The 13,938-nt window shown below is 73.2% G+C and carries 10 protein-coding genes; 4 read left to right on the top strand and 6 right to left on the bottom strand.

What is annotated here, in order from left to right:
* Positions 1 to 5: 5 nt before the first annotated feature.
* The 5 genes from pmbA to AN478_RS01955 all read right to left on the bottom strand — a co-directional run bounded on the left by pmbA (position 6) and on the right by AN478_RS01955 (position 7,382).
* A complete protein-coding gene (pmbA, locus tag AN478_RS01975) occupies positions 6 to 1,328 on the bottom strand; it encodes a metalloprotease PmbA (protein WP_054964945.1) in 1,323 nt (440 codons plus the stop codon).
* The gene (tldD, locus tag AN478_RS01970) at positions 1,325 to 2,764 is read right to left on the bottom strand and encodes a metalloprotease TldD (protein WP_054964944.1); all 1,440 of its coding nucleotides are present in this window, start codon (positions 2,762 to 2,764) and stop codon (positions 1,325 to 1,327) included. The genes pmbA and tldD overlap by 4 nt, the downstream gene beginning before the upstream one ends.
* A gap of 126 nt (positions 2,765 to 2,890) precedes the next feature.
* Positions 2,891 to 3,703, bottom strand: coding sequence for a carbon-nitrogen hydrolase family protein (locus AN478_RS01965; protein WP_269434433.1), 813 nt, complete (start codon positions 3,701 to 3,703; stop codon positions 2,891 to 2,893).
* Positions 3,700 to 4,047 carry a hypothetical protein gene (locus AN478_RS01960; protein ID WP_054964943.1) on the bottom strand — a complete coding sequence of 116 codons (348 nt, stop codon included), beginning with the start codon at positions 4,045 to 4,047 and terminating at the stop codon, positions 3,700 to 3,702. Before AN478_RS01960 ends, AN478_RS01965 begins: the two co-directional genes overlap by 4 nt.
* Positions 4,038 to 7,382: a YhdP family phospholipid transporter gene (locus tag AN478_RS01955; RefSeq protein WP_054964942.1), complete on the bottom strand. Its 3,345-nt coding sequence runs from the start codon at positions 7,380 to 7,382 to the stop codon at positions 4,038 to 4,040. Before AN478_RS01955 ends, AN478_RS01960 begins: the two co-directional genes overlap by 10 nt.
* A gap of 60 nt (positions 7,383 to 7,442) precedes the next feature.
* Here AN478_RS01955 and glnE point away from each other — a divergent pair, with 60 nt between their 5' ends.
* The 3 genes from glnE to AN478_RS14245 all read left to right on the top strand — a co-directional run bounded on the left by glnE (position 7,443) and on the right by AN478_RS14245 (position 11,612).
* Complete coding sequence (glnE, locus tag AN478_RS01950; protein WP_176758752.1) at positions 7,443 to 10,409, top strand: bifunctional [glutamate--ammonia ligase]-adenylyl-L-tyrosine phosphorylase/[glutamate--ammonia-ligase] adenylyltransferase; 2,967 nt, start codon at positions 7,443 to 7,445, stop codon at positions 10,407 to 10,409.
* A 64-nt stretch (positions 10,410 to 10,473) separates the two neighbouring features.
* A complete protein-coding gene (locus AN478_RS01945) occupies positions 10,474 to 11,403 on the top strand; it encodes a branched-chain amino acid transaminase (RefSeq protein WP_054964940.1) in 930 nt (309 codons plus the stop codon).
* An 11-nt stretch (positions 11,404 to 11,414) separates the two neighbouring features.
* Entirely contained in the window at positions 11,415 to 11,612 is a 198-nt protein-coding gene (locus tag AN478_RS14245; protein WP_231627312.1) for a zinc-finger domain-containing protein, read from the top strand.
* A 15-nt stretch (positions 11,613 to 11,627) separates the two neighbouring features.
* Here AN478_RS14245 and AN478_RS01935 read toward each other — a convergent pair whose 3' ends face one another.
* Complete coding sequence (locus AN478_RS01935) at positions 11,628 to 12,578, bottom strand: lysophospholipid acyltransferase family protein (protein ID WP_074471345.1); 951 nt, start codon at positions 12,576 to 12,578, stop codon at positions 11,628 to 11,630.
* A 65-nt stretch (positions 12,579 to 12,643) separates the two neighbouring features.
* Here AN478_RS01935 and AN478_RS01930 point away from each other — a divergent pair, with 65 nt between their 5' ends.
* On the top strand, positions 12,644 to 13,921 hold the full coding sequence (locus AN478_RS01930; protein ID WP_054964937.1) for a 3-deoxy-D-manno-octulosonic acid transferase: 1,278 nt from the start codon (positions 12,644 to 12,646) through the stop codon (positions 13,919 to 13,921).
* Positions 13,922 to 13,938 lie beyond the last annotated feature (17 nt).

The following is a 13,938-nucleotide window of genomic DNA, read 5'->3' as shown; positions in this document are numbered from 1 at the left end:
GTTGGCTACTGCCCGGCCACGGTCATCCCGCCGATGAGCACCGAGGGCGCGCTGACGTTGCCGCGCAGCTCCAGGTCGCTGCCCACGGCCTGGATGTCCTTGTACATGTCCTTGAGGTTCCCGGCGATGGTGATCTCCTCCACGGGGTAGGCAATCTCGCCGTTCTCCACCCAGAAGCCCGCCGCGCCCCGGGAGTAGTCCCCGGTCACGGTGTTGACCCCCATGCCGATGAGCTCGGTCACCAGCACCCCGGTGCCCATCTCCCGCAGGAGCGCCTGCGGGTCGCGCTCGCCGGGAAGCAGGTAGAGGTTGTGCACACCGCCGGCGTGGCCGGTTGTCTCCAGGCCCAGCTTGCGGGCGGAGTAGGAATCCAGGCAGTAGCCGGTGAGGACGCCGTCGGCCACCAGGTCCCGCTGCCGGGTGGCCACCCCCTCCCCGTCGAAGGGGGCGCTGCCCAGCCCCTTGGGCCGGTGGGGCTCCTCGCGGATGGTGATGCCCGGGGTGAAGACCTGCTCCCCGGCGGCATCCACCAGGAAGGAGCTGCGCCGATAGAGATTGGAGCCGCGCACCGCCCCCACCAGGTGACCGAGCAGGCTGCCGGCCACCGGCGCCTCGAACAGCACCGGCACCCGGGCGGTGCTGATGCGCCGGGCCCCCAGGCGGCGGGCGGTGCGCTCCCCGGCGCGGCGGCCCACCGCCTCGCCGTCCTCCAGCTGGCTCAGGTCGCGAGCCGTGGAATACCAGAAGTCGCGCTGCATGGAGCCGCCTTCCTCGGCCACCACCGCCGCGGATACCCCGTAGCGGGTGCCGGAGTAGCCCCCCAGGAAGCCGTGGCTGTTGGCATAGACCACCGTGCCCCGGCTCCAGGAAAACTCGCCGCCTTCGCTGTTGCTGATGCGGCCGTCCACGGCCCGGGCGGCCGTCTCGCAGGCGCGGGCCCGCTCGATGGCTTCCTCCGGCTCCATCTCCACCGGGTGGTCGAGGTCCAGATCGGGGACCTCGGTGGCGAGGTGGTCCGGATCCGCCAGCCCGTTGGCGGGATCGGGGGAGGTGCGCCGGGCCAGGTCGCAGGCCTTGGCCACGGCGTTATCCACGGCCTCCTCGGAGAAATCCGAGGTGGAGACGCTGCCCTTGGCGCCGTCCAGGTACACGGTCACCGAGCAGCCCTTGTCGCGGTGGTACTCCAGCGCGTCCACCTCGCCCAGACGCACCTCCGCGGAGAGCCCGGAGGCGGTCTGGATGCCCACCTCCGCTTGGTCGGCCCCATGGCTCCGGGCCCGCTCCAGGATCCGCTCGGCGATGGCCTCGTGATCGATGCCCGCGCTCATTGGGTGCCTCCCACGGTCAGGTCGTGGATCTTCAGGGTAGGCTGGCCCACCCCCACCGGCACCGACTGGCCCTCCTTGCCGCAGGTGCCGATGCCGGTGTCCAGCTGCTTGTCGTTGCCCACCATGGCCACCCGGGTGAGCACGTCCGGGCCGTTGCCGATGAGCGTGGCCCCCTTCACCGGTTTGGTGATCTCGCCGTTCTCGATGAGGTAGGCCTCGGAGGCGGAGAACACGAACTTGCCGGAGGTGATGTCCACCTGACCGCCGGAGAACTGGGTGGCGTAGATGCCCTTGTCCACGGAGGCGATGATCTCGGCCGGGTCGTAGCTGCCGTTCTCCATGTAGGTGTTGGTCATGCGCGGCATGGGGCGGTGGGCGTAGGACTCGCGGCGGCCGTTGCCGGTGGGCGCCACGCCCATCAGGCGGGCGTTGGTGGCGTCCTGCATGTAGCCCTTGAGGACGCCGTTCTCGATCAGCACCGTGCGCTGGGTGGTCTCGCCCTCGTCGTCCACGGTCAGCGAGCCCCGCCGGTCGGGCAGGGTACCGTCGTCCACCACCGTGCACTGCTCGGAGGCCACCTGCTCGCCGATGCGGCCGCTGAAGGCGGAGGTGCCCTTGCGGTTGAAGTCGCCCTCCAGGCCGTGGCCGATGGCCTCGTGGAGCAGGATGCCCGGCCAGCCGGGGCCGAGCACCACGTCCATGGCGCCGGCCGGGGCGTCCACCGCCTCCAGGTTCACCAGCGCCTGGCGCACCGCCTCGCGGGCGTAGCCGCGCACCGTGGCGTCGTCGAACCAGGTATAGCCAGTGCGGGCGCCGCCGCCGGTCATGCCCTGCTCGCGGCGGCCGTCCTGCTCCACGATCACCTGCACGTTGAGCCGCACCAGCGGCCGGACGTCGGTGGCCAGCCGACCGTCTGCGCGGGCGATGAGCACCGTCTTGAACGCCCCGGACAGGCCGGCCATCACCTCGCGCACCCGGGGGTCGGCGGCCCGGGCCTCGGCGTCCACGGTCTCCAGCATCTCGATCTTGGCCGCGTCGGACAGGGAGGCCAGCGGGTCGGCGGCGGTGTACAGCGGGGCCGGCCCCTGGCCGCGGGTCAGGGCGGGGGCGCTGCCGTCGCCGCCGGAGGTGGCGATGGCGCGCGCCGCCTTGGCCGACTCCAGCAGGGCGCCGGGCACGATCTCGTCGGAGTAGGCGAAGCCGGTCTTCTCACCGCTCACCGCGCGCACTCCCACCCCGGAGTCGATGCCGTAGGAGCCGCCCTGGATGCGGCCTTCCTCCAGGCTGAAGCCCTCGCGGCGGGTGTATTCGAAGTACAGGTCCGCGTAGTCCACTTGCCGGGCCATCATCTGGCCCAGGGCGGACTGGATCTGGTTCATATCCATGTCGGCGGGCCGCAGGAGCAGCTCCTCGGCCACCTGCCACTGATCGGTCATATGCGGATACCTCGCACGGGGAGGCTGGAAGGGTTCAGCGCGTTTTTCGCCCGGCGTCCGGTCGCGTCCCCACGGGGAAGGAGCGGGAGCCGCCGCTCCGCGTGCTCCGTGGAACGGCCGGGGCGTTCAGCTCCACCGGCGGTGGGCGAGGGCGGGGAGCTGGCGGCGGACGCGGGCGATGTGGTCCCGGTCGACCGGGCCCAGGGCAAGCCCTTCGCCGGTCTCCACCCGGTCCAGCACAGCGCCCCAGGGGTCCACCACCATGCTGTGGCCGTAGGTCTCGCGTCCGCCGGGGTGCACGCCGCCCTGGTCGGCGGCCACCACCGTCACCTGCTCCTCGATGGCCCGCGCCCGCACCAGGACCTCCCAGTGGGCGGCCCCGGTGGTGCGGGTGAAGGCCGCGGGGACGGCGAGCCACTCGGCCCCGGCGTCCACCAGGGCCCGGAACAGCTCGGGGAAGCGGAGATCGTAGCACACGGCCAGACCCACCGGCCCGCAGGGGGTATCGGCCACCACCGGACGGTCTCCCGGCGCGATGGTGGCCGATTCCCGGTAGCCCTCGCCGCCCTCCAGTTGGACATCGAACAGGTGGATTTTGTCGTAGCGGGCCCGGATCTCCCCCCGGTCGTCCACCAGCAGGCAGGCCGCCCGCACCCGGTCGGGTCCGGCGGCGTAGGGGACCGTCCCGCCCACCAGCCAGAGGCCCAACCGCGCCGCCTCCTCGCGCAGGAAGGCGGTGACGGGGCCGCCGGCCTCCGGCTCGGCGTGGTCCAGCTTGGCCCGCTCGTCCCCGGCCATGAAGGGGAAGTTCTCCGGCAGCACCGCCAGAGCCGCCCCCGCTTCGCGGGCGTCCTCCAGCAGGGCGCGGGCGCGCCGGAGGTTGGCCTCCACGTCGTCCGTGGACACCATCTGCACCGCGGCCGCGCGGGGGGCGCTCACCGTTCCGCCCCTCCCGGCCGCACCGCCAGGCGCAGGGTGCCCGGCTCGGCGCCACCCGCCTCCGTCCAGATCCGGCTGCCGGGGATCCCCAGCACCACCAGCCAGTCCCGGACCTCCCGGGCCCAGGCCGTGCCGGCGGATTCCCCGTCATGGGCCAACTCCACCCGGGCCCCGGAGGCACCGACGTATTCGCTCAGCACGGCGTTCAGGGCCGGGTGGCGGGCGGCGGCGACGGGCCCCTCGGGGGCGTTCCAGCCGTCCTCCTCCAGGGTGACCTCCGCGTGCACGGGCAGGGCGGCCAGCAGGGCCAGCGCCGCCAGGATCCACATCCGCATCAGCGCCATGGCGCCAAATCCTCCCACTGCATCCTCTTGATACGGTCCAGGAGGACCTCCATGAAGTCCGGCTGCTCCGAGGGGTTCACCGCGCCAACCTGCGGATCGTCCCAGGGGCCCTCCACCCGGTAGTCCAGGGTGGCAAAGGCCTTCTCCCGGCCCGTCAGGAGGTAGCCCACCAGGGGCACCGCGGAAACCACCCGGTCCAGGGTCTGCAGGGGCTGGAGGTGGAGGCCCAGGTCGTAGGTGCGGGCGCCGAGGTCCACGCCGCCCCGGACCGCCAGCCGCAGGGCCGCGCTGTCCAGGGCCATCTCCTGGATGGTCAGGACGCCGTCGGCGATGACGGCGCCGCCGCTCAAATCCCGGTACACCAGCCCGCTGCGGCCGAGGTCCCGGAAGCCGCGCACCGCTTGCTGGGGCCAGTCCAGGACGTTGAGGGTGGACAGGGCCTTGCTGAGGAAGTGGAGCTCCTCGATCTCCCCTTCCCGCACGGCCAGGTCGACCACCCCGTCCAGGCGTCCGCGGTCGAAGGCCAGGGGATGGCTCGGCCAGCTCAGGGCGGCCTCGACGGTGCCCGCTCCCCCCTTCATGCTCGGATAGATCCCCACGTCCCGCAACCAGCGGCCGAGGTCCTGCGTCGCCAGGTCCATCTGCAGCAGGGTCCGGTCCCGCTCCGCCGTCCACGCCCCCTGCAGCCCCAGCTCGGTCTTGCCGATGCGCGCCTCCAGCGCGGGCAGCATCCACCGCTCCGCCGAGAGGTCCGCCTCCATCCGGAGGTCCCTCAGGACCGGACCGTCCATATCGATCCGGTCCGCGGTGACCCGCAGGTTCACCGGCGCGATATCCGCCGGCCCCAGACCCCCAGCGTCCCCGCCGCCGCTCCAGGAGCCCAGCCCGGGCAGCTTCAGGCGCCGGATGCGCAGCACGGCGCGGTCCACATCCTCCCTGCGGTGCTGCCACAGGTACCGGCCCGCCCCGCGGTCCCCCTCCAGGGCCCCGTGCAGGCGGTACCCGTCGGGAGCGGGATCCCCCCGCGCCTCCACCCAGCCTGCGTACAGGTCTCGGGCGCCCCAGCGGACCTTCCCCACCCGCAGGTCCGCCTCCAGACGGGGCGGTTCCCAGTCACCCCCCGTGCCCGGGGCCAGCTCGCCCGCCAGCCGGACCCAACGCTGCAGGGCCACGGTCCCCAGGTTCCCCCGTAGTCGCAGGGTCCCCGCCTCGGGCTCCGGCGCGGGTCGGTCGAAGCCCACGGCGATCCCCGCGTCGCCACCGTCCTGCGCCCAGCGGGCGCGCCAATCCCGGCCCGCATTGCGCAGCCGGAGACGGAGCTCCGGGGCACCCCCCAGGTCCCCGGACAGCTCCAGGGATCCCCCCTGACCGATGCCGTTGAACAGGGGCTCGGGGAAGGCGAGGGCGGCCTCTTCCAGGTCCAGTCGGGCCCGGATACGACGCTGGCCCTCCCCAGCGACCACCGTCAGGCGGGTCCCCAGGTCACCGGTCACCCGCCGCAGCAGAGGGTGACCCCGGCCAAGGCGCTCCGCCGTCCCCCGCAGGGCCCGGGCGGGCAATGTCCCCTCCACCCGGGCCCGGAAGGCCTCCTCCGGAGCCCGCTCCAGGCCCAGGCGCACCGGCTCCCCGAGCAGGCGCCCCTGCAAGCCGTCGGCCCGGATGTGAGGCCCCTGGAAATCCACCTTCCCTTGCACCCCCACCAGCGCCGGCCAGCCGGGAGCGGGGCGGTAGGCGGCCCCGTCCAGCCGCAGCTGACCGAACACCTCCGGCTTCGAGCCGCCGGCGAGGCGGACGTCCATGCCCAGGTCCAGGCGGCCCCGTCCCGCCAGCACCCCCGGACCCAGGAGCCCCGCCTCGGCCAGCCCGGCACGCTCCAGGAAGCGGATGCCGTCGGCCAGGCGCAGGTCCAGGTTCCCGTTCAGGCGCAGCCGTGGCGGGTCCGCGGTGAGGTCGGGCACGGAGACCTCCAACCGACCGAGCTCCGCCTCCAGGACCCGCCCGGCGTGGGCGGCGAACCCCAGACGGGTCCCGTCCACGGTCAGGGTGCCCGCCACGTCCTGCAGCTCCGGCCACCCGGGCCTGTAGTCCAGGGTCGCATCGGCCACCTCCGCCTCCAGCCGGAACCGGCCCTCGCCCTCGGGGAAGGGGAACCGTTCCAGGGGCCCGCGCACCTCCAGCCGGGTGGCACGCAGGCGGCCGGCCAGGGCCCGTTGCAGCCAGTCGCGACCCGAACGGGGCAGGGCCCGGATCCGGAGAAGCGGCGCCAGGTCCTCCAGGGCGGCCGGCTCCCCTTCCAGCTCCAGGTCCACCCGCGGGGCCCCGCCCGCCGCCTCCATGCGGAGCTCGCCGCCACCGGTCAGGCGCACGCCACCCAGGCTCAGCTCCAGGTCGCGCACGGTCAGGTCCTGCCCCTCCCGGCCCCAGCGGTAGCGGAAGCGCCCTCCGGCATCCAGGGCGTTGATCGGGCCGCGCAGGGCGGCGGGCCAGCGCAGGCCGGCCTCCGTCAGATGCGCGCTGCCCTCCGCCCGCAGGCCCTCCTCCACGCTACCGGTCACCGCCGCCAGGAAGGCGAGGTTGCCCCGGATGCGCTCCGGCCCCTCCACGCCCAGATAGGGCCGCAGAGGCTCGGGGGACAGGGCGGACCCGAAGACCTGGGCATCCAGTTCCCACCCCGGAGGGCCCGCCCCGAAACGGCCGATGCGCCCCCGCGCCCCCACCACTCCCTGCTCCAGGGAACCGCGGGCATCCACGCGATGGCCCTCCGGCATCCGCTCCAGGTCCACCTGCCAGTCCCGCAGGGTGACGTGCACCGGCTCGGCGGGACCCCGGTCCCGCCAGCGCAGGCGGCTGTCCACGATGCGGATCCGCTGGAAGCGGTCCAGCAGGCCGAAGACCCGGTTCTCCTCGGGGTCCACCCGGAGACCGCCCGCCGAGAGCCGGCCCGCCGCCCCGTGCTCCAGCTCCAGATTCAGGCCCACAAGCTCCAGCTCCTGGAGGCGCACCTCCCCCCGGAGCAAGGGCAGCAGCTCCACCCCCACCCGCACCCTTTCCACCCGAAGGCTGTGGCCGCCCACCTCCACGCCGGAGACGCGGACCTTCAGCCCTCCCACCCAGGTCCAGCTGAGCTCCTCGAAGGCCACGGGGCGGTCGATCCTGCTGCTCGCCAGCTCCTGGAGCTCCGTGCGGACCGGGGCCAGGGAGGGGGGATAGAGGAGGATCCAGGCGGCCAGCGCGACCAGGAGCAGGAGCAGGGCCACCACGGCGCGCAGGACCCAGCGCCAGAAGGTCGGGCGCAGCCACCAGGGGAAGGGGAGGGAGGACCCGGGTTCGGTCATGGGCGGCGGGGGCCCCGGTCCCGCTTTACGGTGCCAGCCCCCGGGGGCAAGATGGGCGCCATGACTGCATCCGACCCATCCCCCACCGACCGCAACGCCCTGGCCGCAGCGGGCTGCCTGCGCCTCAGCGAGATCATCGGCGGCTCATCCGGAGCCCGGCTGGCGGAGGCCCTGCTGGACGACCTTGGACTGCGCAAGGCCTGGCTGCGGGTCCTGGCCAGCAGCGCCTTCGTGCACCGCGAGCTGCGCCGGTATCCGGCCCTGGTGCACGACCTGACCACCAATCCCCACTGGCTGCGGGAGGATTGGACGCCTGAGGACGTGCGGGCCTGCATCCAGGAGGCGGTGAGCGGCTGCACCGAGCGCGCGGAGTTCCTGGCCTCCCTGCGGCGAGCCCGCAACTGGCTCATGGTGCGCATCGCCTTCCGCGATCTGGCGGGATGGGTGGATTTCCCCCGCACCGCCCGGGAGAGCACCGCCCTGGCGGAGGCGGCGGTGGAAGCGGTCCTGGGCTTCGCCGGTGGGGAGCTGCGGCCGCGCTTCGGCACCCCCCGCACCCCGGACGGCGGCCCGGCCACCCTCACCGTCCTGGGCATGGGCAAGCTGGGGGGCGGCGAGCTGAACTTCTCCTCGGATATCGATCTGATCTTCGCCTATACCGCGGATGGGGAGACGGACGGGCCGCGGGCCCTCGACAACGGCACCTACTTCACGCGTCTGGGGCGTGCGGTCATTCAGCTGCTTTCCGAGCATACCGCCGATGGCTTCGCCTTCCGGGTGGACATGCGACTGCGCCCGCACGGCGACGGCGGGCCCCTTGCCCAGCCGCTTGATGGGATGGAGGAATACTACCAAGTTCACGGCCGCGAGTGGGAACGCTACGCACTGGTGAAGGCCCGGCCCATAGCCGGCGACCTGGAGCAGGGCGAGCGCCTGCTGGCCGAGCTACAGCCCTTCATCTTCCGCCGCTACCTGGACTTCGGCGCCGTGGAGGCCGTGCGGAGCCTCAAGACCCAGATCCAGCGCCAGGTGGAGAGCCGACGCTACCGCGACGACCTCAAGCTGGGCCGGGGCGGCATTCGCGAGATCGAATTCATCGTCCAGGCCTTCCAGCTCCTCCACGGCGGCCGCCACCGCGAGCTTCGGGGCCGCGGCACCCTGGCCACCATGGCCGCCCTGCGCGAGCTGGAGCTGCTGCCCGCCTGGGACCTGGACGATTTGGTGGCGGCCTACCTCTTCCTGCGGCGCCTGGAGAACCACCTCCAGATGGCGGGGGACGAGCAGACCCATCGCCTCCCCGAGGAGCCCGAAGCCCTGGAGACCCTCGCCCGCAGCCTGGACTTCCCGGACACCGGGGCCTTCTTCGACGCCCTGGACAGCCACCGCGACCGGGTCCAGGAGGCCTTCGAGCAGACCTTCGCCGCGCCGCAGACGGTGCACGAGGAGGAGGAGCCGCCCCTGGAGCGGGTCTGGCAGGGCCAGGCCGAAGGCGAGGAGGCCCGGGACATCCTGGCGGACCACGGCTACCTCCATCCCGGGGACGCCCTGGCCACCCTGGAGCAGCTGCGCGGCGCCACCTTCCTGCAACGCCTCACCCGCACCGGGCGGGAGCGCCTGGACCGCCTCATGCCCCTGCTGATCGGTGCCGCCGGCAAGACCCCCGCCCCGGCCGTGGCCCTGTCCCGCATGGCCGAGGTGCTGGAGGCCATCGGCGGGCGCTCCACCTACTTCGCCCTGCTCGCGGAGAACCCCGTGGCCCTGGCGCAGGTGGTGCGCCTGTGCGGCGGCAGCCCCTTCCTTGCGCGCTTCCTGGGCCGCCATCCCATGCTCCTGGACGAGGTGCTGGACCCCGAGGACCTCTACGCCTGCCGCCTCCGCGCCTCCCGGGCCACCGCCCTGGAGCGGGAGCTGGAGGACGCCGACGACCTGGAGGACCGCCTTAACGGCCTGCGGCGCTTCAAGAGCATCGAGGTGCTCCACCTCGCCGCCCGCGACCTCCAGGGCCTCGCCGAGCTGGACGAGGTGAGCCTGGGGCTGACCGAGGTGGCCGAGCTCACCCTGGAGCGGGCCCTGACCATGGCCTGGAACGAGCTCACCGAGCGCTACGGCCGCCCCATGTGCACCGACGGCGGCGAGCGCCGCGAGGCCGGCTTCCTGGTGGCCGGGCTGGGCAAGCTCGGCGGCGCCGAGCTGGGCTACGGCTCCGACCTGGACCTGCTGTTCCTGCACGACAGCCGGGGGGAGGACCAAACCACCGAGGGCGGCCGCCGTGGGGGCATGGACAACGGCCGCTTCTTCGCCCGCCTGGGGCAGCGGCTGATCCACTTCGTCACCACGTTGACAGCCGAGGGGGCCCTGTATAGCATCGACATGCGGCTGCGCCCCGGCGGCAAGTCCGGGGCGCTGGCGGCCTCCATCGATCATTTCCGGGAATATCAGCTCGAGCAGGCCTGGGTCTGGGAGCACCAGGCGCTGCTGCGCGGGCGGACGGTGGCCGGGTCCCCCGGCCTGGGGGCCACCTTTCAGGAGCTGCGCAGGGAGATCCTGGCCCGACCCCGGGGCGAGGAGGCGCTGGCGGAGGCGGTCCGGGACATGCGCGGGCGCATGCTGGCGGAGCACGCCTCCCCCGCGGGGGTATTCAACATCAAGCGGGATCGGGGCGGGCTCATCGACATCGAGTTCCTGATCCAGTACCTGTGCCTGCGCCACGCCCACCGTACCCCCGCCATCCTCGCCACCAGCAACCGCGCCGCCCTGAGCGCCCTGGCCGGGCACGGGCTCATCGAGCCGGACACCGCCCGGGACCTCGACGAGGCCTACGTGCTGTTCCGGACCCTGGAGAACCGGGTCAAGCTCTTCGAGGATCGCGCCCAGGTGGAGGTAACCGCCGATCCCACCTGGCGGGAGCAGCTCGACCGCATGGTGGACCCCGCATGGCGGCCCGTCGTACCGCGCCTGGAAGCCACCCGGGACCGGGTCAGCGCGGCCTTCGAGGCGATCCTGGGTCCGCCCGTGCGCACCGGCTGAACCGCCGCCGACCCATCCCCGAACCCCATCTCCGCTTAGCTTGCGAACCGGGAGCGCGAACAACATGTCCATGGCCGACCGCGACGGCAAGATCTGGATGGACGGCGAGCTCGTCGAATGGCGGGACGCCACCACCCACGTCCTCACCCACACCCTGCACTACGGCATGGGGGTGTTCGAGGGCGTACGGGCCTACAACACCGAGCGCGGGGCGGCCATCTTCCGGCTGCGGGAGCATACCCGGAGGCTGTTCAACTCCGCCCACATCATGCAGATGCCCATGCCGTTCTCCGAGGAGACCATCGTCGAGGCCCAGCGCGAGGTGGTGCGGGCCAACGGGCTGGACTCCTGCTACATCCGGCCGCTGGCCTTCTACGGCTCCGAGGCCATGGGGCTGAACGCCCAGGGCCTGCAGGTGCACGTGGTGGTGGCGGCCTGGCCGTGGGGGGCCTACCTGGGCGATGAGGGGCTCAAGAAGGGGATCCGGGCGGTCACCAGCAGCTACACCCGCCACCACCCCAACATCACCATGACCGAGGCTAAGCTCACCGGCGGCTACTTCAACTCCATGCTGGCCCACCGCGAGGCGCAGGAGGCGGGCTTCGACGAGGCCGTGCTGCTCGACCCCTATGGCTTCGTGGCCGAAGGCCCCGGCGAGAACATCTTCATGGTGCGCGACGGGGTCCTATACACGCCGCCGCTGTCCACGGCCCTGGACGGGATCACCCGCAAGACCGTGCTGGAACTGGCCCGGGAGGAGGGCATCGAGGTCCAGGAGAAGCCGCTGTCCCGGGATACCTTCTACATCGCCGACGAGGCCTTCTTCTGCGGCACCGCCGCCGAGGTGGTGCCCATCCGGGAGATGGACAACCGCACCATCGGGGCGGGCGAAGCGGGGCCGGTGACCCAGCGGCTCCAGGCCCGCTATTTCGACGTGGTCGCCGGCCGCGACGCCCGCCACACCGACTGGCTCGATTTCGTCTACCAGGACTGAAGGGATTCACCGTGACCGCCAATCAATACCGCGCCGTCGACGTCACCGAGGACGATCTGCCGCTGCATTGCCCCACCCCCGAGATGACCACCTGGGACTCCCATCCCCGGGTCTTTTTGCCCATCGAGGAGAGCGAGGACGGCGAGTTCAGCTGCCCGTACTGCGGGATCCTCTACCGGCTCAAGCAGCGGCAGCCGAGGGCGAGCTGAGTCCGGCACCCGTCCTCAGGGGCGAATGGCCCCCGACCACGGGGGCGGGCGCATGCCGGCGACGAGCTCGCGGGGCTCGCTGCGCCAGCGGCGGTGCACCCAGAACCACTGGGCGGGGGCCAGGGCGATGCCGGCCTCCATCGCCGCCACCGTCTCGGCGGTGAGGTCGCGGATGCCGGCCTCGTCGTCGCCGAAGGTGTCGGGCTCGATGGGCGGAAGGACCACCAAGCGGAACCGCTCGGGGGCCTCCCGCACCAGGAAGGCGGGTAGGATGGGGGTCCCCGCCTTCTTGGCGAAGCGGGCAAGGGTGGTGGGCACGCGGGCCACCTCGCCGAGGAAGGGCAGGGGGATGCGGTCGGTGCCGCGCAGGTGCTGGTCCATGAGCATGGCCACCGTCTCGCCCCGCCGCAGGGCGGTCATGACCTGCCGGCTGGCCCGCCGCCGGTCGATGGGCTGGACCCCGTGGCGACCGCGGGCGGCGCGCAGGCGCTCCTCCAGGATCGGGTTGTCCAGGGGGCGGTAGACCCCGTTCAGCGGGCTCAGGCCGTATTGGGGCAGGATCTGGCCCATGAGCTCCCAGTTGCCGGCATGGGCGCTCAGCAACAGCACGCCCCGGGGATCGGCGGCGACCGCCTCCAGATGCTCCCGGCCCTCCACGGTCCGGACCGTCTCCTGCAGCCCCTCCAGGGACAGGGTCTCCAGAAGCGGAATCTCCCCGACCAGGTGGCCCAGCTCCCGGAACACCTCCTGCACCTTCTCCTCGGCACCCTCCTCGCCGTAGCGCAGAGCCAGGGATTGGTAAGCGATGCGCGCGTGGCGGCGATCCACGAACCGGGCCCATTCGCCCACGCGCCCCGCCAGGGCGTAGCGGAACCGAACCGGCAAAGAGCGAATCAGGCGCAGCAGACCGCCCAGGGCGGCGGCTTCCAGGCGATGGCGAAGAGTAGGTGGTTTTTGGGCTTCCATTGGCTTCTCGAGGCTTGGCAGAGGCGCGCATTGTACCCTACCTGCACGGCGCTCAAAGGAGCCCCATGAACTCCATACCGAATCTGCCTTTTGCCGCCCGGCTGTGCGAGGGTGCCTACGCCCTGCTGCGCCGGCTGGTGCCGCGGTGGCCCGGCGCCCGGGACCGCCGTAGGGCGCTGGACAACCCGGCGGCCCCGGCGGGGCGGCCGCGGCTCTGGCTGCATGCCGGCACCCGGGCGGGCCTGGACGCCGCCGGCCCGGTGCTGGCCTCCTGGCGCGCCCGCCACCCCGGGGCGGGGGTGGTGCTCACCGTGGTCTCCGAGGCCGCCCGGGCCGAGGCGGAGGCCCGCGCCGACCCCGGTACCCGGGTTGCCTGGCTGCCCCCGGACGCCCCCCCATCCGTGCGGCGCTTCCTGGAGCAGGCGGAGCCCGACCTGGCCGTCTGCCTGGGTCCGGGGCTGTGGCCCAACCTGTCCCGGGGCCTGGCCCGGCGCGGCGTGCCGTGGCTCTGGCTGCTCGGGGGCGTGTATCCGGCCCCGTGGCGCTGGGCCCGGCGGCTGCCCTGCCTGTACCGCGGCAGCATCCTCCGCGCCGACGCGGTGCTGCTGGGGCAGGGCGAGGACCGGGAGACCCTGGAAGGGCGCGGGGTCCCGGGGGAGCGCATCCGCGTGGTGGGCAACCCCCTGCTGGACGCCCCCGAGCCCGCCGCCGCCCGCGACGCCCGGCAGCTGCGCTCCGCCCTGCGAGGCCGGCCCCTGCTCGCCTTCGACGGCACCGAACCCGGCGAGGAGGAGCTGCTGGCGGGGGTCTGCCAGCAGCTCCCGGCCCCCTTCACCCACTGGCTCATGGTCCTGGCCCCCGCCGATCCCGGGCGTGCCCCGGAGCTGGCGGAACGCTTCCACCGCTTCGAACTGGAGACAGCCATGGCCTCTCGGGGGGATACCATCCGCAGGGACACCCGCGTCTACCTGCTCGACGACCCGGACCAGCGGCCTCTGTTCCTGGCGGCGGCGGACGCGGTGGTGCTCGGCGGCACCTGGATCCAGGGCTTCGCCGGGGCCGACCCCCTGCCCGCCGCGGCGGCGGGCCGGCCCATCGTCTACGGGCCCTACGCCCACCGGCACCGCGAGGCCCTGCGGATCCTGGACCAGGCCGGGGCCGCCCGGCAGGCGCCCAACGTGAACAACCTGCTGGCGGCCCTCCGGCGTCACCTCCAGCACCCCGGGGAGGGCCAGGCCGCCGGGCGCGCCGCCCGCGAGGCCCTCGACCCCCATCGCGGCGCGGTGGGCCGCGTCACCGATGCGCTTGAGGACCACTTGGGGGACCGCCGGCCCGGCGATTGACGCCCTGTGGAGCCTGG

This window comes from Thiohalorhabdus denitrificans, from assembly GCF_001399755.1.
Classification (GTDB): Bacteria; Pseudomonadota; Gammaproteobacteria; order Thiohalorhabdales; family Thiohalorhabdaceae; genus Thiohalorhabdus; species Thiohalorhabdus denitrificans.
This window is presented reverse-complemented; position numbering and strand designations above follow the sequence as displayed.

Bases quoted from the DNA above. Each gene is read 5' to 3' on its own strand.
- AN478_RS01960 (WP_054964943.1), bottom strand. From the start codon at position 4,047: ATGGCGCTGATGCGGATGTGGATCCTGGCGGCGCTGGCCCTGCTGGCC.
- AN478_RS01935 (WP_074471345.1), bottom strand. From the start codon at position 12,578: ATGGAAGCCCAAAAACCACCTACTCTTCGCCATCGCCTGGAAGCCGCC.
- pmbA (WP_054964945.1), bottom strand. From the start codon at position 1,328: ATGAGCGCGGGCATCGATCACGAGGCCATCGCCGAGCGGATCCTGGAG.
- tldD (WP_054964944.1), bottom strand. From the start codon at position 2,764: ATGACCGATCAGTGGCAGGTGGCCGAGGAGCTGCTCCTGCGGCCCGCC.
- AN478_RS01930 (WP_054964937.1), top strand. From the start codon at position 12,644: ATGAACTCCATACCGAATCTGCCTTTTGCCGCCCGGCTGTGCGAGGGT.
- AN478_RS01955 (WP_054964942.1), bottom strand. From the start codon at position 7,382: ATGACCGAACCCGGGTCCTCCCTCCCCTTCCCCTGGTGGCTGCGCCCG.
- glnE (WP_176758752.1), top strand. From the start codon at position 7,443: ATGACTGCATCCGACCCATCCCCCACCGACCGCAACGCCCTGGCCGCA.
- AN478_RS01945 (WP_054964940.1), top strand. From the start codon at position 10,474: ATGTCCATGGCCGACCGCGACGGCAAGATCTGGATGGACGGCGAGCTC.